Annotated in this window: 17 protein-coding genes and 1 pseudogene; 13 read left to right on the top strand and 5 right to left on the bottom strand. The window is 44.1% G+C overall.

Translation table 11 applies throughout. The annotated features are described in order from the left end of the window. Positions 1-35 precede the first annotated feature (35 nt). A complete protein-coding gene (locus CQ839_RS12350) occupies positions 36-608 on the bottom strand; it encodes a Uma2 family endonuclease (protein WP_103668586.1) in 573 nt (190 codons plus the stop codon). A gap of 168 nt (positions 609-776) precedes the next feature. Between CQ839_RS12350 and CQ839_RS12345 the strand changes: the two genes are divergently transcribed. From CQ839_RS12345 to CQ839_RS12320, 6 genes and pseudogenes are all read left to right on the top strand, one after another. Beyond that, positions 777-1,484 carry a Uma2 family endonuclease gene (locus CQ839_RS12345; RefSeq protein WP_103668585.1) on the top strand — a complete coding sequence of 236 codons (708 nt, stop codon included), beginning with the start codon at positions 777-779 and terminating at the stop codon, positions 1,482-1,484. Positions 1,485-1,550: 66 nt separating this feature from the next. Further along, positions 1,551-1,850: pseudogene (locus CQ839_RS12340) on the top strand (B12-binding domain-containing radical SAM protein); the annotation flags it as partial. A 219-nt stretch (positions 1,851-2,069) separates the two neighbouring features. Next, a complete protein-coding gene (locus CQ839_RS12335) occupies positions 2,070-2,876 on the top strand; it encodes an endonuclease domain-containing protein (RefSeq protein ID WP_103668584.1) in 807 nt (268 codons plus the stop codon). Positions 2,877-3,092: 216 nt separating this feature from the next. Then, complete coding sequence (locus CQ839_RS12330) at positions 3,093-3,365, top strand: BrnT family toxin (protein ID WP_103668583.1); 273 nt, start codon at positions 3,093-3,095, stop codon at positions 3,363-3,365. Next, positions 3,346-3,576, top strand: a complete 231-nt coding sequence (brnA, locus tag CQ839_RS12325; protein ID WP_103668582.1) for a type II toxin-antitoxin system BrnA family antitoxin — start codon at positions 3,346-3,348, stop codon at positions 3,574-3,576. Before CQ839_RS12330 ends, brnA begins: the two co-directional genes overlap by 20 nt. Before the next feature lie 15 nt (positions 3,577-3,591). Then, positions 3,592-6,162 carry a TIGR03960 family B12-binding radical SAM protein gene (locus tag CQ839_RS12320; RefSeq protein WP_103668581.1) on the top strand — a complete coding sequence of 857 codons (2,571 nt, stop codon included), beginning with the start codon at positions 3,592-3,594 and terminating at the stop codon, positions 6,160-6,162. 57 nt (positions 6,163-6,219) lie between these two features. Here CQ839_RS12320 and CQ839_RS12315 read toward each other — a convergent pair whose 3' ends face one another. The 4 genes from CQ839_RS12315 to xdhA all read right to left on the bottom strand — a co-directional run bounded on the left by CQ839_RS12315 (position 6,220) and on the right by xdhA (position 12,449). After that, a complete protein-coding gene (locus tag CQ839_RS12315) occupies positions 6,220-7,434 on the bottom strand; it encodes a hybrid sensor histidine kinase/response regulator (RefSeq protein WP_103668580.1) in 1,215 nt (404 codons plus the stop codon). Positions 7,435-7,638: 204 nt separating this feature from the next. Beyond that, positions 7,639-8,634: an XdhC family protein gene (locus CQ839_RS12310; protein ID WP_103668579.1), complete on the bottom strand. Its 996-nt coding sequence runs from the start codon at positions 8,632-8,634 to the stop codon at positions 7,639-7,641. Then, on the bottom strand, positions 8,631-10,961 hold the full coding sequence (gene xdhB / locus CQ839_RS12305; protein ID WP_103668578.1) for a xanthine dehydrogenase molybdopterin binding subunit: 2,331 nt from the start codon (positions 10,959-10,961) through the stop codon (positions 8,631-8,633). Before xdhB ends, CQ839_RS12310 begins: the two co-directional genes overlap by 4 nt. Positions 10,962-11,030: 69 nt before the next feature. After that, positions 11,031-12,449: a xanthine dehydrogenase small subunit gene (xdhA, locus tag CQ839_RS12300; RefSeq protein ID WP_258040719.1), complete on the bottom strand. Its 1,419-nt coding sequence runs from the start codon at positions 12,447-12,449 to the stop codon at positions 11,031-11,033. Between the two features lie 199 nt (positions 12,450-12,648). On the opposite strand from xdhA, the gene ispF reads away from it, so the two are divergent. The 7 genes from ispF to CQ839_RS12265 all read left to right on the top strand — a co-directional run bounded on the left by ispF (position 12,649) and on the right by CQ839_RS12265 (position 21,402). Next, positions 12,649-13,128, top strand: a complete 480-nt coding sequence (ispF, locus tag CQ839_RS12295) for a 2-C-methyl-D-erythritol 2,4-cyclodiphosphate synthase (protein WP_103668577.1) — start codon at positions 12,649-12,651, stop codon at positions 13,126-13,128. Between the two features lie 96 nt (positions 13,129-13,224). Continuing rightward, positions 13,225-15,021 carry an ABC transporter substrate-binding protein gene (locus CQ839_RS12290; RefSeq protein ID WP_103668683.1) on the top strand — a complete coding sequence of 599 codons (1,797 nt, stop codon included), beginning with the start codon at positions 13,225-13,227 and terminating at the stop codon, positions 15,019-15,021. A gap of 278 nt (positions 15,022-15,299) precedes the next feature. Then, entirely contained in the window at positions 15,300-15,998 is a 699-nt protein-coding gene (locus tag CQ839_RS12285) for a hypothetical protein (protein WP_258040718.1), read from the top strand. A gap of 371 nt (positions 15,999-16,369) precedes the next feature. Continuing rightward, the gene (locus CQ839_RS12280; RefSeq protein ID WP_258040717.1) at positions 16,370-17,587 is read left to right on the top strand and encodes a BMP family protein; all 1,218 of its coding nucleotides are present in this window, start codon (positions 16,370-16,372) and stop codon (positions 17,585-17,587) included. A gap of 128 nt (positions 17,588-17,715) precedes the next feature. Continuing rightward, positions 17,716-19,218 (top strand): ABC transporter ATP-binding protein, encoded by a 1,503-nt coding sequence (locus CQ839_RS12275; protein WP_103668575.1) that lies wholly within the window; start codon positions 17,716-17,718, stop codon positions 19,216-19,218. Beyond that, entirely contained in the window at positions 19,211-20,290 is a 1,080-nt protein-coding gene (locus CQ839_RS12270; protein ID WP_258040716.1) for an ABC transporter permease, read from the top strand. The genes CQ839_RS12275 and CQ839_RS12270 overlap by 8 nt, the downstream gene beginning before the upstream one ends. A 146-nt stretch (positions 20,291-20,436) precedes the next feature. After that, complete coding sequence (locus CQ839_RS12265; protein ID WP_103668574.1) at positions 20,437-21,402, top strand: ABC transporter permease; 966 nt, start codon at positions 20,437-20,439, stop codon at positions 21,400-21,402. Positions 21,403-21,415 lie beyond the last annotated feature (13 nt).

Here is a 21,415-nt window from a genome sequence, read left to right as displayed (position 1 = left end):
CTTACAGCTATTCTACGGATTTACAAAGCGGTTGATCAGTCAAACTTCACTCGCTTATACAAATCTCTTAATCTGATTCCCATCCGCATTGATACCAACTCAATCACAGATTCTTCTCCCTTATAGGTCATCAATACCCATCGATCTTCCGACTCCTTGACATAGTGATCAACTTCATAGCCATTTTGATAAACCAAAACATATTCCCGAAAACTAGGAATAGAGCGATATTGACGAAATTTACTGTCATGATCATAGGCTTGGGTGGAGCTAGATAGAATCTCAATAATCAAACAGGGATTAGTAACTTCCATCTGTCTTTGATCAACAAAAGCTGGCTCACCAGAAACCACCATCACATCAGGATAGGTATAACGATTATATTCAGGAAGCCATAGCCGCATATCACTCATGAATATCTCATAGGTTTGCTCGCCAATTGCTAGAGGTAATAGCCGACACACATTTAAGGCGATTTTATTGTGATTTGCGGAAGCTCCTGCCATTGGGATAATTTCTCCGTTAATAAATTCGCTTTTAAATTCGGCTTTGTCCTCTAGAGCTATATATTCTGACGCGGTATATCGCTTAGTAGCTGCTAAAACCATATGTGATCGCCTCCTATACAAATTACAAATTATGACAAGATTAGCAACTGATTACACAAGAACTGTATGCCATAAAAAACCGCATTTTTGGTGATGGTCTCATTTTACTCATTTTGCGATCGCCTATAATACCAACCAGATAGCTAAGATACTTTTGAGGTTATTCCGATGCTACAAATCGATCTCAAACATCTCCCCACCAGTGACGAATTACCCGATTCTGACGATACGCCTGTGGATAACGAAGACCAGAATTTTTTACCGAATTTACTATTATTCTTACTGGAGTATATTTGGAAAAATCGCGACGATTGGTACTTTGGTGTCGATATGGGTATCTATCACACCACTGGCGCAAGTCCGAGAGTGCCAGTAGTTCCTGATGGCTTTTTGAGCTTAGGTGTGGAGCGGCGTAAAAATGGCGGCTCGCGGAGTAGCTATGTGATGTGGGAAGAATTTGATACTGCACCGATTTTGACGCTAGAAGTTGTATCTCATACCTATGGTGGTGAATATGAGAAGAAATTAGATATTTACCGAAAATTAGGTGTTAAATATTATGTAATTTACAATCCTCAATTCTGGCGGCGTGATGGACATTTGCCATTTGAGGTTTACAAATTAGTTGATGGCGGTTATCAATTACAGATTGGTGAACCATTGTGGATGCCAGAGATTGGTTTAGGGATTGGGCGCTGTGTGTTGCCCAGCGATCGCTTTAGTCGTGAAGTTTTAAGCTGGTTCGATGCGCGTGGACAGCGTTATCTCACTACTGATGAACAGGCTGATATTGAGCGGCAACGGGCAAATACTGCACAAGAACAAATTGATCTGTTATTAGCAAAATTGCGATCGCTCGGTATTTCTGAAGAGTAAAACGTCACTACGAAATCGCGATCGCGCTAAATGTAAAATAGGTTTAGCTCATATTGTCGTGAAATCATGCCCGTACCCGTAGAACAGTTACTGAATTCCGAAATCCTCAAACCATCCCGTTATTTAGGCAACGAGTTTGGTGCAGTTCGTAAACCTTGGGACAATGCGATCGTGCGTTGGTCGCTTACTTATCCTGAAATTTATGAGGTTGGCGCATCAAACTTGGGGCATATCATCCTTTATAGCATTATTAATTCTAAGGATAGACAGCTATGCGATCGCGCCTATTTACCCGCACCCGACCTCTCGGCAAAATTACGCGAAACTAAAACTGATTTATTTGCCGTTGAGTCAAAGCGATCGCTTCGGGCGTGAAGTTTAAGTTGGTTTAATGAGAAAGGCGATCACTATCTCACTACAGATGAACAGGCTGATTTAGAAAACCAGCGTGCTAATTTCGAGCGAAAACGGGCTGACGATGCTGAGAAACAGGTAAATTTATTATTGGCAAAGTTACGATCAATTGGTATTGATGATGAGTGATTAGTAAATTATGATTATTTAACAATTGGGGCTAGACAGAAAATGGCAAAGCGTGGCGAAGTGCTTGTAGTGATTATGCCAACAAAATCAGACATGAAAATTGCCTGTGAGCAAAATTGGTATCGAATTCCCTCCGATCAAGTGGAGCGTCTTAAACAACGAAATGTATGGGAACCAAAATGGTTAGCCATTTATCAGCCAAAGATTTTTCGTGATGAGGCATTTGCTATCAATTACTATGCTTCCATAAAGTCAATTCGGTCAGTTTTCAGATATGAGCTTTTTCCTGATGAACCGCAAAACCCCAAAAGTCAAAAGCAGTATTACAAAATAAATATACATCCTATGGAAAAGCTACCGCAGCCAATCTATAGCCGTAGGCTCAGACGCATATTGTTCATTCCTACAACTTGGGAAAAGCTAGTAAACGCAGCCGAAATTAATGATCTTTGGGACGAAAGTCCATTAGAAGATAAACTTTGGGCTGAATTCAAGCGTTATTCGATAGATGCGGAGCGTCAACAGGAAGAGAAAATCAAAGATAAAACCTATCTCCTTGACTTTGCTATTTACTGCGAAAAAGGGAAAATAGATGCAGAAACTGATGGTGACACTTGGCATTCATCCAAAGAACGCATTAGAGAAGATAATCTTAGAGACAATGATCTTGAAACTGTAGGCTGGCGAACTATTCGCTTTGATTCGCAAAAGATTAGAGAGGAAATGACTGAATACTGCATCCCAAAAATTCTAGAAAACATCAAAAATCTAGGCGGATTGAAAGACGACAAAAAAAGAATGCCCCGCAAGATTGGCTTGGATGGTTCGGAACAGTTGACTCTATTTTAGGAGTATATATTGCATTAGCAATTCCAAATTTGACAGTTCTAAAACCCTTACTCTAAGAGAAGTTTATAATTCTTGATATTTTTTTGCTCGTCGCTGAAATGGAACAAAATCGTTCTGAATTTAGAATTGCAGGTCAATGATGTTCAAAATTTGGCAACAAAAGTGAATAATAAAACATAGGATAGCTTTTGATAGAAACTAGTGTAGAGATCTACCATGAGGAACTTTGAATATGATGAGAGTAAAAGTCAATCTAATCTTGTTAAACATGGAATTGATTTTGTTAAGGCTCAAGAATTATGGAACGATCTCGATTTGCTAGAAATTCCCAGCAAAATCCAAGGTGAAACACGCTTTGTAATTATTGGTAAAATAAATAACAAACATTGGTCTGGAGTTATTGCCTACCGAGATCAAAATATTCGGATTATTTCTGTCCGCAGATCGCGCATACAAGAGGTTGCCCTATATGAACGCCAAGGAATTTGACCAGAAATTTGACGATGGAGAAGAAGATATTATCGAAATGCTCGATCTATCTAAAGCCAAGCGTCCTTTCAGTACTCAAAAAAGACTTACTATCGATCTGCCTATCTGGATGATTGAGCTAATAGATCGCGAAGCCAACCGCTTAGGCGTAACTCCCCAAACTATTATTCAAACCTCCTTAACCGAACACTTAGCTACTATCAAACCCTAAAATTAATTATTAGTTATGCCCGTACCCGTCGAACAGTTACTAAATTCCGAAATCCTTAAACCAGCCCGTTATTTAGGCAACGAGTTTGGTGCAGTGCGAAAACCTTGGGAAAATGCGATCGTGCGCTGGTCACTAACTTATCCTGAGATTTATGAGGTGGGCGCGTCCAACTTAGGGCATATCATCCTCTACAGCATTATTAATTCTAAGGATGGGCAGCTATGCGATCGCGCCTATCTCCCCGCACCCGACCTCTCGGTAAAATTACGCGAAACTAACACTGATTTATTTGCCGTTGAGTCAAAGCGATCGCTACGGGAATTTGATGTTTTAGGCTTTAGCCTCAGTTATGAGCTAGGCGCAACTAATGTTTTAGAAATGTTGGATCTGGCAAATATTCCGATGACATGGCAAGAACGTAGTGAATTGAGTATTGAAGAATGTCCTTTAATCTTTGCTGGGGGACAGACTGCGACCTCTAATCCTGAGCCTTATGCCGACTTCTTTGATTTCTTTGCACTCGGTGATGGGGAAGAATTATTACCTGAAATTGGCGAAGTTCTTAAAGATTCCAAATTAGCAGGCAAAACTCGCCGTGAAACCCTGTTAGCGCTGGCTAATGAAGTTGATGGCGTATATGTGCCTGAATTTTATGACATGGATATCAAGACTGGCGCGATCGCACCCAATCGCAGTGATGTCTCGCCTCGCGCCTTGCGTAGGGTTGCCACACCGATGCCAGAGCATAGTATTGGTTTAGTTCCCTTAGTCGAGACAGTTCACGATCGCTTGACTATCGAAATTCGGCGCGGATGCACTCGTGGCTGTCGTTTTTGCCAACCAGGGATGCTCACTCGTCCTGCCCGTGATGTCGATCCTGAGAAGGTTGTGGATACGATTGAGAAAGCACTGCGCGAAACAGGCTATAACGAGTTCTCTTTACTTTCTCTCTCTTGTTCCGATTATCTGGCGTTGCCATCGGTGGGCGTACAGATTAAAAATCGCTTTAAAGATGAGCATATAACTCTCTCATTGCCGAGCCAGAGAGTCGATCGCTTTGATGAGAATATCGCGCATATGCTACGCAGTGGTGATGGTCGTCAACAGCAGGGGCTGACCTTTGCGCCCGAAGCAGGTACGCAGCGTTTGCGCGATGTGATTAATAAGGGCTTGACCGATGAGGAACTGCTGCAAGGGATTAAAACTGCCTATACCCAAGGTTGGGACAAGGTGAAGCTCTATTTCATGATTGGCTTGCCGACGGAAACCGATGAAGATGTAATTGGGATTGTCGATACGGTGGCATGGTTGCAGAATGAATGTTCGGAAAAAGGGCGCAAGAAACTATCGGTGAATATCACCATTTCTAATTTCACTCCCAAGCCCCATACCCCTTTCCAATGGCATACTGTGTCTAGTGGCGACTTTGTGCAGAAGCAGAAATTATTGCGCCAAGAGTTTCGTCGTTTATCTAATGTCAAAGTCAACTATACCGATATTCGCATCAGCGCGATGGAAGATTTTGTCGGACGAGGCGATCGCCGCTTAGGTAAAGTCGTGTATCGGGCATGGCAACTGGGCGCGGGTATGGATTCATGGTTTGAGAATACCGAGAAAGCTTTTGGAGCATGGACGCAGGCGATCGCAGAGGCGGATCTCGTATGGGATGCGCCATCGTTAAAAATGCAAGATGATTTGCCTTGGGATCACGTTGATACGGGTATCGATAAGCAATGGCTGATCGAAGACTGGGAAAGGGCGATCGCTGCACAAACCATTCCAGATTGCTCCTTTGGTGGCTGCTCGGAATGTGGAGTCTGTGGCCCTGAGTTTGGACATAACATCGTGATTCCACCGCCAGAAATCCCTACGATTTCTTTGGAGAAGCCGATTGTTCCGCCCAGAGTACAGCGCGTCCGTCTCAAGTTTGGCAAGCTCGGCGACATGAGCCTGATTTCCCATCTGGATTTACATCGTTTCTTCCAACGTGCCGCCCGTCGTGCGGCGATACCTGTCGCCCATACTGAGGGTTTTAACCCATTACCGCGTATTTCCATTGCTAAGGCTTTGCCTCTCGGTCAAACCAGCAATGCCGAATTTGTGGATTTTGAATTAACGGCGCATATTCCCATTACCGAGTTTCAACAACGCTTTAGTGCGGAACTTGATGATGATTTACCAATTTATGCGATCGAAGAAGTGGAAGTCCATTCACCATCCTTAGATTCCATTCTCGAAGTTGCGGAATATACGTTAACGCTTGCTTTTATTACGCCCAAAGAGCGTAATGCTGCCGACATTATGGATTTGCTCGAAGGCGCAGGTTACTGTGTCCTCGCCGCAACTTCGATCCAAATGCCGAAAGTCTCAAAATCGGGACGAAATCAAATGTTGGAATTACGCGATCGCATTTTTGCAATTAATGTCACTAATCCCGATCCTGAGTTTCCGAAAATTCATTTCATGGGTAGTTGCAAGCCAGACAGCAATCTCAAACCTGAGTATGTTGTTTACATGATGAATAAGTATCTTGCTGAAGAAGATGAAGTTAAATTAGTCAAAGTCCATCGCGAGTCGATGCGTTAAGGAACTAGTAACAATTTTAGTTGGCATGGCAAAGCCACGCCAACTAAAATTGGTTTTTTATGACATTGGTAATGTAAACCAAAAGCGGGAACCGATATTAATCTCACCAGTTACCCCGATCGCACCACCATGAGCTTGGACAATTTGGCGACAGATGTACAGCCCTAAGCCAAGACTGAGCGATCGCCGATTAAGTTTAGTTTGATGCTTACCCTGAGCGTAAAGTTCAAATAGATGTTCACTTTGTTCATTTGTCATACCTACGCCATCATCAGAAACCTCGCAAAGGAGATTATTCTCAGGATTTATCTTTGCCGAAATTGTGAGTTTGAGATTTGGTGGATTATGTTTAATCGCATTAGCAATCAGATTTTGAAAGACTCGACAAACATGAGCAGCATCAGCGAAAACAAGTGGTAATTCAGGGGCGATTTGCACAATAACTTTTGCTTCTTCCTTATCTAAAAGAGGTTGCAGATCATCGATCGCAGCTTGGATGACCTCCATGATCGCCACAGATTGAGGATGAATGATAATTCCATGGACATCGTTCACATGGGACTCCAGCAAGGAGTTGATTAATGCTAACTGTCGATTGCCACTTTGTTGCATTCTCTCAAGCGTAGATTTTGGTAACAGAATATTTGTGTCAGCGCTGCTTGCTGTCTTCGCTAAATTATCCAAAACCATCAATAAACCTGTTACAGGATTTCGCAAGTCATGGGAAACTGCGTGGAGAAAAATTGTTAATGATTCTTCAGCCCGTTTGCGATCGCAAATTTCTGTTTGTAATTCCAGATTTTGGGACTCGATCGTCTGTCGCTGTTTGGTAATTGTTAAATGGGTACGAATTCTGACTAATACTTCTTCATGATCGAATGGCTTGGTCACATAGTCCACAGCCCCCAAAGATAAACCGCGTACTTTATCTACTGTTTCTGAGAGCGCGGTCATAAAAATAATCGGAATCTTGACAGTATCAGGATTTGCCTTGAGGCGTTCGCAAGTCTCGAAGCCATCGATACCTGGCATCATCACATCTAACAAGATCAGATCGGGCTTGACATATTCAGTCTGCTCGATCGCACTTTCGCCATCAGTTGCCACCAATACTCGCAGCCCCACATCTCGCAGCAAGTTCACCAATACACTCAAGTTGGTGGGATTGTCATCGACAACCAAAACACAACCATCTAAGGAATGACATAAACTTGATATTTCAAGAGATTTATCTGTGCTTTTAATGGAATCGGTTGGAAGGCGATCGCTCATAAAGTTAGGCTGTAGTTAAGCTCAATTATGGCAGCTTTTTATCCCAAAGCACAAAATGGCATAGCCATTTTGTGCTTTTAAAACCCTTACGGGGTTTGGTTTTTAATTCACATAAGTGTGACAACACTTATGTGAATTGGTGTAAAAGGTTTAATCAGGACATAAAACCCCAAATAAGAGTGGCGGCGCAAAGCGCCGCCACTCTTATTTGGGGTTACGCAAACTTGCCGATAACGATCGCCCATTACCACCACGCCGCCGCATGATTAACTCCGCGCCAATGCTAATCGCAATCTCCGCAGGAGTTAAAGCACCGATATCTAGACCAATCGGCGCATAGATAGATTTAAGTTTATCCTCAGAGATTCCCATTAACTTAGTTTGCTCGTATACCTGCATCACCCTTCTCTCACTACCAATCATACCGATATAGGCACAGGGTAAATCGCGATTTAGTAAAGCCATTAAAGCATCCAAATCATAACGATAGCCTCGCGTTACCAAAGCTACATGAAGACTTGAATGGTTTGAGAGTTCCTCCAAAGCTTGCTCAATATTGGAATAGATAAAAGCAGCTTGTGGATATCTCTCTGAGTTTGCCCATTCAGGACGATCATCCTGAATCGCAATCTGAAAACCGATCAAATGCGCGACCCGCGCAAGCTGCTCCCCCACATGCCCCGCCCCCACAATCAGCAACATCGGCTCAGGCTCCAAAACCTCAATAAGAACCTCCAAATCTTTTTCCTTGATAAAAGCCTCCGAATCTTTTTCCTTTTTCCTTTCTCCTTTTTCCTCAATCAAGGAAGGATATCCATCACCAAAAGGAGTAACCAAAGTAAGAGCTCGCCCTAATTTTAATTCTGTCAGTATCTGCTGCGCGATCGCGATCGCCGCATCTCCCTGCCATCGCTCCAAAAGGATCTCCATCCAACCACCGCAAACTCCCTCAGTCTGACGCTTGGGCGATCCAGTTAGGTCAATTTCTATCCGCCTTTTCTCCCCCGTTTGTAGGACTTCCCTTGCTTGAACGATTACCTTTGCCTCTCCTGCACCACCACCGATCGTATCAATGCAGCGATCGCAGGTAATTAGCATTTTCGCGCCCACCTCTCGCGGGACAGAACCCTTAGTGCTAATTACCGTTGCCACGACCACAGCGCCTTGACTAAGTAATGATAGAAGCTCTGCGTAGATCATACTTGCAAAGCAGATAGAGAAGCCGCCTTCACCGACTCGATCGCCCAGAGGGTCGCCTCAGGTGTAGCAGGAAGCGCCAAGGGCACATAGTCAGCATTACCAAAAGCGGCGACAGCATTGCGAATGGCTTCTCTTACGGATATAGCTAGCATAAATGGAGGCTCCCCAACCGCTTTACTACCAAAAATCACACCATCTTGAGCGGCGCGTTCTAAGAGATTGACATTGAACTGTTCAGGGATTTCGCTAACGGTGGGGATTTTGTATGTACTTGGCGCACAGGTCAGCAATCGACCGATTTTATCCCAGACTAATTCTTCCATAGTCAGCCAACCCATCCCCTGCACAAAGCCACCTTCGATCTGACCTTTATCGATTAATGGATTAATTGATTCTCCGACATCTTGGACAAGATCCACCTGTCGCAGTTTAAATGTACCCGTAAATCCATCTACTTCCACTTCACTCACCGCCGCACCGTAAGAGAAGTAATAGAACGGACGACCCTTATTCAGCTTGGCATCCCAAAAAATATTTGGGGTGCGATAGAAGCCATTTGCCGAGAGGCTAATCCGCTCGTTGTAGGTTTGCTTTACGACTTCTTCAAACGCGATTCTTGCGCTGGGATAGGTGCGGCAATAGATCCAATCATCCTCGAAAACAAGATCTTCGGGGGCATCGAGATTGAGCATTTTTACAGCCACAGTTGACATACGTTTCCGCAGGATTTCACAGGCATCTTTGACTGCTTGACCATTGAGATCGGAGCCACTGGAAGCTGCTGTTGCGGAAGTATTCGGGACTTTATCGGTACTTGTGGGCATGATCCGAAAGCGATCGAGTTTGACACCAAGGGACTTGGCAGCGACTTGGAGCATTTTAGTATGCAGCCCTTGCCCCATTTCTGTACCCCCGTGATTTACCTGAATGCTGCCATCGGTATAAATGAGAACTAGTGCACCTGCTTGGTTGTACTCGGTTTTGGTGAAGGAAATCCCGAACTTAACAGGCGTAATCGCAATGCCACGTTTTTTGTAGGGGCTAGTTTGATTGAATTGGGCGATTTGGGCTTGCCGATCGCTAAAATTAGATTTTTCCTTAGCTTCAGTCCAGACCAGATCGATGCGGTTATCAACTATATCCTGCCCATAGTGAGTGGTTCTAGTTTCGCCAGTACCATGATAGAAGTTCCGTTCGCGCACGACTTCGGGCGACAAACCAAGGTTACGTGCTATGCGATCAATTACTTCCTCGCAAACTACCATGCCCTGTGGTCCACCAAAACCGCGATAGGCTGTATTAGAAACTCGATGGGTTTTGGCAATCCATCCTTGTACTTCTAAATTGGGAATGTAGTAGGCGTTATCGATATGCATCATCGCTCGCATGATGATCGGTGGTGACAGGTCAAGGCTCCAGCCTCCATCTGCGTATAGCTCAGCTTTGAGCGCTGTAATTAGTCCATCGTTAGTAAAGCCAACTTGGTATTTGCCTAAAAAGTTATGCCGCTTGCCTGTAACAATCATGTCCTGATGTCGGCGTAAACTGACTCTGGCAGGACGACCCGTTTTATATGCTGCCAAAGCTGCCGCTGCCGCAAAGGGGTTAGCTTGAGATTCTTTCCCGCCAAATGCGCCGCCCATCCGCAGACAGGTGACGACAATATGACTACTGGGCAAGCCCAATACCCGCGCTACGATTACTTGAGTTTCACTAGGATGTTGGGTTGAGCTATAGACTTTATAGCCATTCTCTCCATCAGGAATTGCCCAACTGGTATGGGTTTCCAAATAGAAATGATCCTGTCCGCCGACTTCTAGTTCACCTTCAAGGGTGCGATCGCAATTTTGAAGAGCCGATTCAGGTTCACCGCGCTTAATCGCCTGTTTTTTAAGATGGTAACTCTCCGCCGCGATCGCCTCTTGAATAGTAATAATTGCTGGCAGAGGCTCATATTCGACAATCACTTTGGCAGCAGCTTGACGAGCCGCATCTTCAGTTTCACCGACTGCCCAAACTACCACCTGCCCCCAATAGCTCACCTCATCTCTGGGCAGCAATACCTCATCGTGAATGATTACACCCGTATTATTTTCACCTATTACATCATCTGCCGTCAGTATCGTCACCAAACCTTCAACTTCGTAGGCGGCGGCGCAGTCAAGCTTGGTGATTTTGGCATGGGCATGGGGTGACAGCACAGGATAAAGGGAAAGCATTCCTGCGGGGAGACGTTGATCGTCTGTATAGATAGCACTGCCGCTAACGTGACCTGCGGCGCTTTCATGGCTTTTTTTATTACTGGGTTTTTGATCTGTAATCGTCATTTTGTATTCCTTCCATATCTACAAAAAATCCATCACATACCAGTTGAGGCTTTGCCTCAACTGGTATCTTCAACTATGTTCAACAAAAAACTTCTCAAATAGATTCCCTACTAGCATCTTGCGATAGTCAGCACTTCCGCGCAGATCGCTAAGAGGTGTAAATACTTCACGCAAAGCAGGCTTTACCGATCGCACAGTTTCCATTGTCCAAGGTTGACCGACTAGCATCGATTCGACAGCGATCGCTCTAATTGGAGTTGCCGCAACACCACCATAGGCAAGACGCGCATGGAGAATTTTTTGGTCAGCATCTAGATCGATTACAAAAGCCGCTGCCACGATACTGATATCGTCAGTGCCGCGTTTGCCGATTTTGTAGGACTGGCTCAGGCGCTTAGTTGCTCCAGAGGCGATCGCTTTGGGAATTGTCACTGAATAGATGATTTCGCCTTGCTTCAGTTCCGTTTGCCGATAGCCCTTAAAGAAGTCAGCTAATGGCAAACTGCGATCGCCTTCAACACTTGCTAACTTTAAGGTCGCATCAAGGGCTAGTAACACAGGTGGCAAATCGCCAATGGGAGAAGCCGTGCCAATATTGCCGCCTAAGGTCGCCCGATTGCGGATCTGCCTTGCCGCAAACCAATGCAGCATTTCATCAAGGCTAGGGAAAACACCATGCAGCAAATCTTCAATATGACTGAGGGGAACCGCCGCGCCAATTTCTACATGGTCATCGGTTTGATTAATCTGCTTTAGTTCTTCAATAGCTTCCAAGGAAATCAGCACAGGATAAGTCCGCCGATGCCAACTCATTTCTAAGCCCAAATCAGTTGCACCTGCTACCAAGGTCGCTTCGGGATATTGTTGAAGTAGTTGCAGTGCTTCTGACAGCTTTGTGGGGCGATAAAATTGCTGCTGCGCATTTGTATAGGAGATCGCAACCAAATCGCAAGTTTTTTGAGCTAGCTCAGAGCTGAATTGATCATCGGGAATTGTTGCTGCTAATTGCTGCGCAGCTTTGCGAATCGGTACATAGCCTGTGCAGCGACAGAGATTGCCCTCAATACAGATGTCATTGCTCAGGCTGCCATTGTAGTAAGCCGCAAACATACTCATGATGAAGCCAGGCGTGCAATAGCCACATTGCGATCCTGCCGTTTCTACCATCGCGGCTTGGACTGGGTGCAGTTGCCCATTGGCGATACCCTCGGCAGTAATCACCTCCCGTCCTGCGATCGCGCCGATGGGAACTAAGCAACTATTTACAGCTTGATACTGGGGCTTACCATGACTATCTTTACCAACGATAGTTACAGTACAAGCACCGCAGTCACCATCACCACATCCTTCTTTGGTTCCCACATGGCCATTTTGGCGTAAATAGTGTAGCAGGGTAGTCGTAGGTGCAAGATTGTTAACGCGCGAGATTGCACCGTTGAGGGTGAACGTAAAGTCAGTTACGGAAATAGGGCTTACCTGTTGAGTCACGGGAATCTCTCTGCTGGAGCAACAAATTGACAGGCTGATATAAATCAATTAATTAACGAATAGACTTTGCTTAAAGTGCGCCAAGATACAAAAAAGAATAATTAGTGTGACGCGGCTACGCCGCGCCACACTAAAGACAAAACTAACACCGCATGAAATTGGGTTTATATTATGAATAGTTAAACTCAGCTACTCATCTATGAATATCCGCATTGGCAATGGTTATGACCTACATCGACTCGTTAGCGATCGCAAGCTGATCCTTGGTGGTGTCGAAATTCCCTATGAAAAAGGACTGCTAGGACATAGCGATGCCGATGTGCTGACCCATGCGATCATGGATGCCATGCTGGGAGCGCTTGCCCTTGGTGATATTGGACATTATTTTCCACCCACTGACCCTAAATGGGCAGGAGCCGATAGCATCATGCTATTGCAACAAGTACAGGAGCTAATTGGAGCACAGGGTTGGCGCGTGAATAATCTTGACTCAATGGTGATTGCCGAAGCGCCCAAACTCAAACCACATATTAAAGCAATGCGCGATCGCCTAGCTCAAGCAATGAATTTGTCGATTGATTGTGTCAGCGTTAAGGCTACCACTAACGAAGGCATGGATGCGATCGGGCAAAAAGAAGCGATCGCAGTTCACGCTGTAGTTTTATTAGTTAAAAGCTAATGGCTAAATGTAATTGTGTTGCGGTCGCAAAGCGCCCGCAACACAATTACTAAAAAATTACTTTGTTTTGTTGAATTTTTAGGGAAGATGGCGATCGTGAGAAAAAGTATTCAGAAACGAGCAAAGGTCAAGCAATGGAAGGCATTGGTATTACTACTACTGATTAGTATCTGTTCCCTACTGCTTTGGGGTTGTGCGATCGCACCAGAAACTATCAAGAATCGCTTAGTAGTTCCCATTGATGGCGACATCAAAACTTTTAATCCTGTCTTAATCCAAGAAGCTTACAGTGGCATTGCGATCGGCTATACGCTCACTGGGATGATCTCCGAAAATCCACTGACCAAAGATTTAGAACCTGAATTAGCCGAAAAATGGGAAATCCAACAGGAAGGTAAGCAACTAATTTTCACGATGCGTCCTGATTTGAAATGGTCAGATGGTCAACCCCTTACCGTTGATGATGTTTTATTTACCTATCAAAATGTGATCTTCAATGAGAAGATTCCCACTGGCACTCGTGATGTCCTGCGAGTTGGACAATCACAAACTCTTCCCAAAGTTGAAAAGCTCGACGATCGCCGTATTTCCTTCTTTCTGAGCGAACCCTTTGCACCTGCTTTACGCACCATCGGTGGAATTGGTATTTTACCTAAACATGTTTTTGAACCGACCCTCAAGGAAGATCCGAAAGTTCCTAATCAGAAGCTAAAGTTTTTAGAAACATGGACTCTTACAACACCTGTCAATCAACTAGTTGGCAGTGGCCCATATATAATCCAAGAATATCGACCTTCTGAACGCATCATCTATAAGCCCAATCCCTATTACTGGAAAAAGGGATTTCCCTATATCAAACAATTTGTCATGCAGATTGTGGAATCTCCAGATACCGCCCTACTGCGCTTCAGATCGCAAGACCTCGATATGTATCGCTTACGCGGCGAAGACTATCAATTGCTAAAGCGTTTTGAACAGCGCGATCGCTACAAAATCTATAATGCTGGCCCCTCTACAGGTCAGGCATTCATCATGTTCAACCTCAATAAGGGCAAAAATCCTAAAACTAATGAACCCTTTGTTGATCCGAAAAAATCAAAATGGTTTAACGATGTTATCTTCCGTCGCGCTGTTGCCTATGCTATCAATCGAGAAGCGATAATTACCAATCTGTCGAGAGGCTTAGCCCAGACTCAAAATTCACCAGTTTCTATCCCTAGTCCCTATTTCTTCCCTCCCGAAAAAGGACTCAAGGTTTATGATTATCAGCCTGAAAAGTCTAGAGAAATCCTTTTGCAAGCAGGATATAAATATAATTCTGAACAACAACTTCTCGATGCTCAAGGTAATCTAGTGCGCTTTACTTTGCTTGCTCCTGCGGGTGGTAGGGTTGCGATGGGAGCGCAAATTAAGAGTGATTTAGAAAAAATTGGCATGAAGATTGACTTTACTCCAGTTGATTTTCGGATTATCTCCGATAAGCTTGACAACTCAAAGCAATGGGATGCGACAATTCTTGGCTTTACTGGAGGTGCGGAACCAAATAGCGCGATTAATCTTTGGGCAACTGATGGTGATTCCCATATGTTTAACAAGGGGCCAGTTGGTGACGAGCCACCTTTCCCAGGGCGTGAAGTTGCTGACTGGGAAAAGAAAATTCATTCTTTGATGATCCAAGGTGCGCAGGAACTAGATGAAACTAAACGCAAAGCTATCTATGCGGAATATCAACAATTAGTACAGGAGCAATTACCACTAATCCATCTAACAATGCCTCTGTACTTAGTTGCTGTACGCGATCGCGTTGAGAATGCCCAACCATCGGCATTAGCTGGGAGCACTGGCGTGACGGGAGCATTGTGGAATCTAGAACAATTGAAATTGAAGTCCTAGAAAAATAACAGTGCTTTGCGCTCCAACCCGAAACAACAAAAATTTTAAAAGTGTTGCTTTGCAACACTTTTAAAATTTTTGTTGTGGTTTGATTGATTGAACATTAATTAATCGCCCCCTAGCCCCCAATTCTGGGGGAACAAGAAAATAACATTCCTTCAAAGTCCCCCAGAATTGGGGGATTTAGGGGGCTTAGATAAATTGAAACGAAGACAGAGAGACTTATTACAAGGTAGCCTTGCAACTAAAGGCTAAACGCTCAACCCAATTGAAACTGTATGTCGGAAACTCAGCCAAAACTTAATGATCCTTCTGTTACGGTAACGATCGCTAGACGAGTTAAACCAGAATGCAAAGATGAATTTGAAGCCTTTTTGACTGGAGTTACCAATGCTTGTGGACAATTCTCTGGCTATCTGGGCAGCAATGTATTTCGTTCAGTCAATGCTGATGACCCAGAATATCGCATCATTTTTAAGTTCGATCGCTTAAGCAATTTACGACTGTGGGAAGCCTCGACAGAACGCGAACAATGGTTTGCGATCGCAGAACTTCTCACCGTGAGTCCACCGCAGATTCAGGTGTTAACTGGTTTAGAAACTTGGTTTACGCTACCTGGGAAACCCGCGATCGCACCACCGCCTCGCCATAAGATGGCTTTGGTAACTTGGCTAGCTGTATTCCCGTTGATTACGATAATTTCTGCGGTTTTTCAACAGTTTTTGGGGATGTTGCCTCTAGTTCTGCGTGTGGCAGTCGTAACTGCGATCGCAGTGCCAACGATGACCTATCTGCTGATGCCCCAGATGACAAGGTTATTTGCTTGGTGGCTATATCCTTCCACAGAAATGACTCTACCGACAAAGGATGTCGTCGTCCCAGTGCTCGCTGGCAATTCCCAAGCGATTCCACTAACTAATTTGCAATCTACAAACATAGACGAAAAACAGCAGATTGCGATTTCTCTAAACCCCTAATACTAGCCATCAAAACATTAAAACCTTGCTATGGCTTTGATGTTTTGAGAGTTCAAAAATATAGCAATGATTGATCCCAAAATACAAAATGGCTACGCCATTTTGTATTTTCAAAAACCTGACTGGGTCTAGTTTCCAATCCCCAAAAGTGTGGCGACACTTTTGGGGATTGATATTAAGTTTGGTTTCAGTGAGAAGCAACGTGAAAACTGTAAACTGTAAGCTGTAATACCTTTGTCTAATAGGCGATCGCCTTAAATAAAATAGTAAAAAGGTATGAAACATCTAAATAATTACATTAATTTATGGGAATACTCACTAATAAGGTTTCTTCTATAGTTTCTATAAAGCACTTATGGGCTCCCATACTAGTGGGAATATTTGCTGGAGCTTGTAACAGTACTCCCACAGCTCCTACAGTTTCAACCACTGCGCCAACTTCAGCAACTACTGCGGCAACTACAACTGCGACCGATGCGAAAGAATTTAAAGCAGCGATGATTTTTGTTGGGCCGAAAAATGATTCTGGTTGGAACCAAGGTCATTACGAAGCCTCAAAATATGTAATGGAAAAACAATCGGGCATCCAGTTTGACTATGTAGACAAAGTCAATCCAGGCGATCGTCCAAACGTCAAAGCTTCTCAGGTGGCTGACGATCTTATTGCTAAGGGTGCAAAGCTAGTAGTTTTCAACTCTGATGACTTTAAAGATGATGCTCTCGAAACTGCGAAAAAGCATCCTAATGTGTCCATAATTCATGCAAGCGGTGACTATGCTTGGAAAGAAGGCAAAAATTTCAAAAACCAGAAAAACATTAGCAACGTCATGCCTCAAATTGAGTATGGCAGAATGATCTCTGGATGCGCAGCGGCTCTCAACTCAGAGACAGGCAAAATCGGTTTTGTGGGGCCATTAATCAATGATGAAACCCGCAGACTAGTATCAGCAAGTTATTTGGGGGCTAAGTATTGCTGGCAAACCTATCGCAAAAAAAATCCCGAAGATTTGAAGTTTAAGGTGGTTTGGATTGGCTTCTGGTTTAATATTCCTGGACAGACACTTGACCCGACCAAGGTCTCTGATGATTTTTATAACAGTGGGTTTGATGTGGTGATGAGTGGTATTGATACACCTGAAGTGGCGGTGCAAGGAAAGAAAGCTGCTGAAGCTGGCAAGAAGGTCAAATATCTACACTACGGGCTCAAAACTGGCTGTAATGCTGCTCCAGAAATTTGTATTGGAGTTCCCTATTACAACTGGGGCCCAGCATATCTCGATCAAGTCAAAAAGGCTAAGGATGGGAAATTTACGGGAGAATTTATTGCCGCAGCGCCTAATTGGAAAGACTTGAATAATCCTGATACTTCAGGAGTGGGATTTGAGAAAGGCAAGGCTTTGACTCCAGAAGGTGACAAGTTCTTGACGGAATTTATTACTGGTTTGGGCGATGGCAAGATTAGTCTTTTTAAGGGACCTCTGAACTATCAAGATGGGACTCCTTTTCTCAAGGAAGGCGAAACTGCTACCCCACAGCAGATTTGGTACTTTACCAGCTTGATACAAGGTATTGAGGGTGCTAGTAAATAAATGTAAACCACCCCCTTTAATTCCCCCCTTGCAAAGGGGGAAAACTAGAAATCTTGTTCCCTCCCCTTTGCAAGGGGAGGGCTAGGGTGGGGTAAATTTTACAAGAGAAAATGCCTTATGGGATAAACATGAAAGTTGAACTAAGCCATATTTATAAATCCTTTGGGAATGTCAAGGCAAATCATGACATTTCCATGACTGTTGAGGCTGGAACAGTCTATGGCATCTTGGGTGAAAATGGTGCTGGGAAAAGCACTTTATCTAAAGTCCTGAGTGGATTTATTACTAAGGACTCTGGCAAGATTGTATTAGATGGAATGGAAGTTGACATTAAAACTCCTGCGGATGCAATCTGCGCAGGAATTGGGATGCTGCATCAAGATCCTTTAGACTTTCCTTCTCTGTCGGTACTTGATAATTTCATGGCTGGGAGAAGTACTTTAGGCAAAAAAAGATCTAAAACTAGCAGCAATCGTAATGATTTAATTAGAGAACTTCGGCAGCTATCCGCAACTTTTGGCTTTGACTTACCTCCTAACGATCGCCTAGCTAATCTCACAGTAGGAGAGCGTCAGCAGTTAGAAATACTTCGGCTTTTGTCTCTTGGAGTCAAGACTTTAATCCTTGATGAGCCAACTACAGGTATTTCGGCATCCCAAAAAACTGCTTTATTTACAGCGGTCAAGCAACTAGCTGCGGACGGGAAATCCATCATTTTTGTCTCGCATAAATTAGAAGATGTAGAAGAGCTATGCGATCGCCTGATGGTGATGCGTCAGGGCAAGGTGATTGGTGAAGCTGAGGTCAAAGGTCGAGAATCTAATGAGTTAGCATCGTCTTTAGTGGATATGATGTTTGGTCGTGAGCTAGCCATACCCGCAAAACATGAGATCAACATTCAGCAAACGGAACCCGCTTTAGTAATTCAGGACTTGCAGATTGATGGCGATCGCTTAAGTTTGCAGATTGACAAATTAACGATTAAATCGGGCGAGGTGATCGGGCTGGCGGGCTTGGAAGGCAATGGACAGCAATTGCTATTGCTAGCCTGTGCTGGTTTACTGAAGCCGAACGCTGGCAAGATTCGCATTAGTGATGTGGATATGACTAATCGCGCCTATAGTAATTTCCTGAAGGCAGGAATTGGCTATTTGCCAGCCGATCGCTTACAGGATGGATTGATTCGAGGTCTATCGATCCATGAGCATTTCATGTTGCGCCAATCGCATTCAGGCTTTTTAATCAATTGGCGGGATACACGCAAGTTTGCACATGAGGCGATTGAGACTTTTAATATTCGTGGGAAACCCTCTACTAAGGTTGAAAGATTATCGGGAGGTAATCAGCAGCGCACCCAAATATCACTTTTGCCAGATCATTTAAATCTACTATTAATGGAACAGCTAACCAGAGGATTAGACATCGAATCGACCCTATGGATTTGGAAACAGATGATGGCGCGTTGCGAAAAAGGAATGATGATTTTATTCACATCTTCTGATCTCGATGAGATTTTGCAATATAGCGATCGCATTCTCGTATTTTGCGGCGGCAAGGTCTCACAGCTCATTGATGCGAAAACTTTAACAGTCGATAAACTAGGTCAAGCGATCGGAGGAAAGTTTGCATAGTCCCTTACAAAATTTCTCACAAAACTTTCAAATTCTCAAAAAATTCCCTAAAGTTGTCTACTTTCGGATTGGGGCTTTTGTGGCGGCGCTATTGTTCATTGCGGCGGTGATCTTGCTATCAAGTGGCTCACCACCTCAGGTTGCGATGGGTATGTGGAATGGAGCTTTTGGCAGTAGCGATCGCTTTGCTAGGGTTATTTCTACTCTTTGCCCTTTATTACTTGCTTCCTGTGGCTTGATTTTTACCTTTACCGCAGGTTTATATAACTTAGGTATCGAAGGGCAAATTACAGCAGGCGCGATCGCCTCGACATTATTGCTCAGACTTATTCCCGAAGGGTTTTCCCCTGCGATCGCGATTACGCTTGCCATATTATTTGGCATTGTTGGCGGTGGCTTATGGGGCTTACTAACAGGATTATTAAATATCTATGGCAAAGTCAGCGAGATTTTTGCTGGTTTGGGCATGAACTTCACCGCACAGGGATTAGCTCTTTATCTAGTCTTTGGCCCGTGGAAGCGATCGGGAGTTGCCTCGATGAGTGGCACTGAGCCATTTAGCGATGCTTTAGCTTTACCTACTGTGGGCAATACGGATTTTAGTCCGATCGCCTTAGCGATCGCTATAGTTGCCTTGATTGTGACTGCGATCGTGATTAGAGCCACTTACTTTGGCTTAAAACTAAAGGCGGTGGGTAATAATCTACGAGCTGCCTATGTATTGGGAATTCCTGCGATCGCGCAAATGCTGAGCAGTTTTGTCATCTGTGGTGCATTAGCTGGTATCGCTGGCTCTTTGCAGGTAGTCGCTGTATTCCATCGGCTCATTCCCAATGTTTCTAGCAATTTAGGATTTTTAGCGCTGCTAGTAGTCATGCTGATTAATTACAATCCCTTTTTGGTTTTGCCGATCGCGTTTCTATTTAGCTCTCTCAATGTTGGTAGTCTAGAGTTACCTCTATCTCTAAATTTAGATTCTTCACTTTCTGGAATTATTCAAGGCGCATTGCTACTATTCGCTATTCTTGGCGAAGGTTTAGCAAAGTTATCTAAAGAACCCGCTCATTCTTAGTGCGTGTTCGAGAAGATTCCTATCTAGCATGAATTTCTGTTCTTACCCCCCTTAATCCCCCCTTGCAAAGGGGGGAGACTTAAATCCTCCCCCTTTGCAAGGGGGAGTTAGAGGGGGTTCTCTTAGTCACTATCGCTATAAAAACTATGGATATAATCACAATTCTGGCTACAGCGATCGCAACTTCTACACCTCTGATTTTTGCCAGCATTGGCGAAACTATTACTGAACGGGCTGGCGTGATTAACCTATCTGCCGAAGGGACGATCTTAATGTCAGCGATGACAGGCTTTGCGGTAGCGAAGTTCTCGAATAGCCTGCTCTTAGGATTTGCGGCGGCGGCGCTAGTTGGCGCTGCGATCGCTTTAGTCGTAGCAGTTGGCGCAATTACCCTCAAGCAATCTCAAGTATCAATTGGATTTGTATTGGCACTGATGTGTAGTGATTTATCTTCTTTTTTAGGCAATCCCGTTGTCAGAGTCGAGGGAATTACGGTTCCGAGTTTTAAAATCCCTATTTTAGAGAACATTCCTGTTTTGGGGAAACTTCTATTTCAGAGCGATCTGTTAGTTTATAGCAGCTATATTTTAATTCTTGGTTCATGGTTTTATTTCTATCGTACCCAAGGTGGCTTAATCTTACGTACAGTGGGCGAACAACCAGCTGCTGCCTTCGCGAGAGGCACTAATGTAATTAAAATGCGTTATATCTATACTCTCCTTGGTGGTGCATTAATGGGGATCGCAGGAGCCGCTTTCTCGTTAGATTTTAAAGCGGGATGGAGCCACCGCCACACAGCAGGCTATGGCTGGATTGCCTTGGCGATCGTCATTTTTGGTGGTTGGAATCCTCTGCGTGTAGCGTTAGGAGCTTATCTATTTGGAATTTTGCAATCTTTAGCCAGCGTCGCTCAGAGTGCAATTCCTGAAGTGCCGACACAGGTATTTAATACTGCTCCATTTGTATTGATGATTTTGATGTTGGCGCTGACTTCAGGAGAATGGCTCGATCGCTTAATATCGGCATTGCCGCGATCGCTTAAACAAGGGATATTAAATACAGTCAGAACTACGCCACCTGCATCATTAGGAAAAGTGTTTGATCAGGACTAAACCCCAAAGAGGA

The organism is Pseudanabaena sp. BC1403 (genome assembly GCF_002914585.1).
Lineage (GTDB): Bacteria > Cyanobacteriota > Cyanobacteriia > Pseudanabaenales > Pseudanabaenaceae > Pseudanabaena.
The sequence above is the reverse complement of the archived record's forward strand: the minus strand, read 5'-3'. Positions and strand labels throughout refer to the sequence as shown.

Bases quoted from the DNA above. Each gene is read 5' to 3' on its own strand.
- CQ839_RS12310 (WP_103668579.1), bottom strand. From the start codon at position 8,634: ATGATCTACGCAGAGCTTCTATCATTACTTAGTCAAGGCGCTGTGGTC.
- CQ839_RS12320 (WP_103668581.1), top strand. From the start codon at position 3,592: ATGCCCGTACCCGTCGAACAGTTACTAAATTCCGAAATCCTTAAACCA.
- CQ839_RS12345 (WP_103668585.1), top strand. From the start codon at position 777: ATGCTACAAATCGATCTCAAACATCTCCCCACCAGTGACGAATTACCC.
- CQ839_RS12285 (WP_258040718.1), top strand. From the start codon at position 15,300: ATGTCGGAAACTCAGCCAAAACTTAATGATCCTTCTGTTACGGTAACG.
- CQ839_RS12265 (WP_103668574.1), top strand. From the start codon at position 20,437: ATGGATATAATCACAATTCTGGCTACAGCGATCGCAACTTCTACACCT.
- xdhB (WP_103668578.1), bottom strand. From the start codon at position 10,961: ATGACGATTACAGATCAAAAACCCAGTAATAAAAAAAGCCATGAAAGC.
- CQ839_RS12315 (WP_103668580.1), bottom strand. From the start codon at position 7,434: ATGAGCGATCGCCTTCCAACCGATTCCATTAAAAGCACAGATAAATCT.
- CQ839_RS12335 (WP_103668584.1), top strand. From the start codon at position 2,070: ATGGCAAAGCGTGGCGAAGTGCTTGTAGTGATTATGCCAACAAAATCA.
- CQ839_RS12275 (WP_103668575.1), top strand. From the start codon at position 17,716: ATGAAAGTTGAACTAAGCCATATTTATAAATCCTTTGGGAATGTCAAG.
- ispF (WP_103668577.1), top strand. From the start codon at position 12,649: ATGAATATCCGCATTGGCAATGGTTATGACCTACATCGACTCGTTAGC.
- brnA (WP_103668582.1), top strand. From the start codon at position 3,346: ATGAACGCCAAGGAATTTGACCAGAAATTTGACGATGGAGAAGAAGAT.
- CQ839_RS12350 (WP_103668586.1), bottom strand. From the start codon at position 608: ATGGTTTTAGCAGCTACTAAGCGATATACCGCGTCAGAATATATAGCT.
- CQ839_RS12330 (WP_103668583.1), top strand. From the start codon at position 3,093: ATGAGGAACTTTGAATATGATGAGAGTAAAAGTCAATCTAATCTTGTT.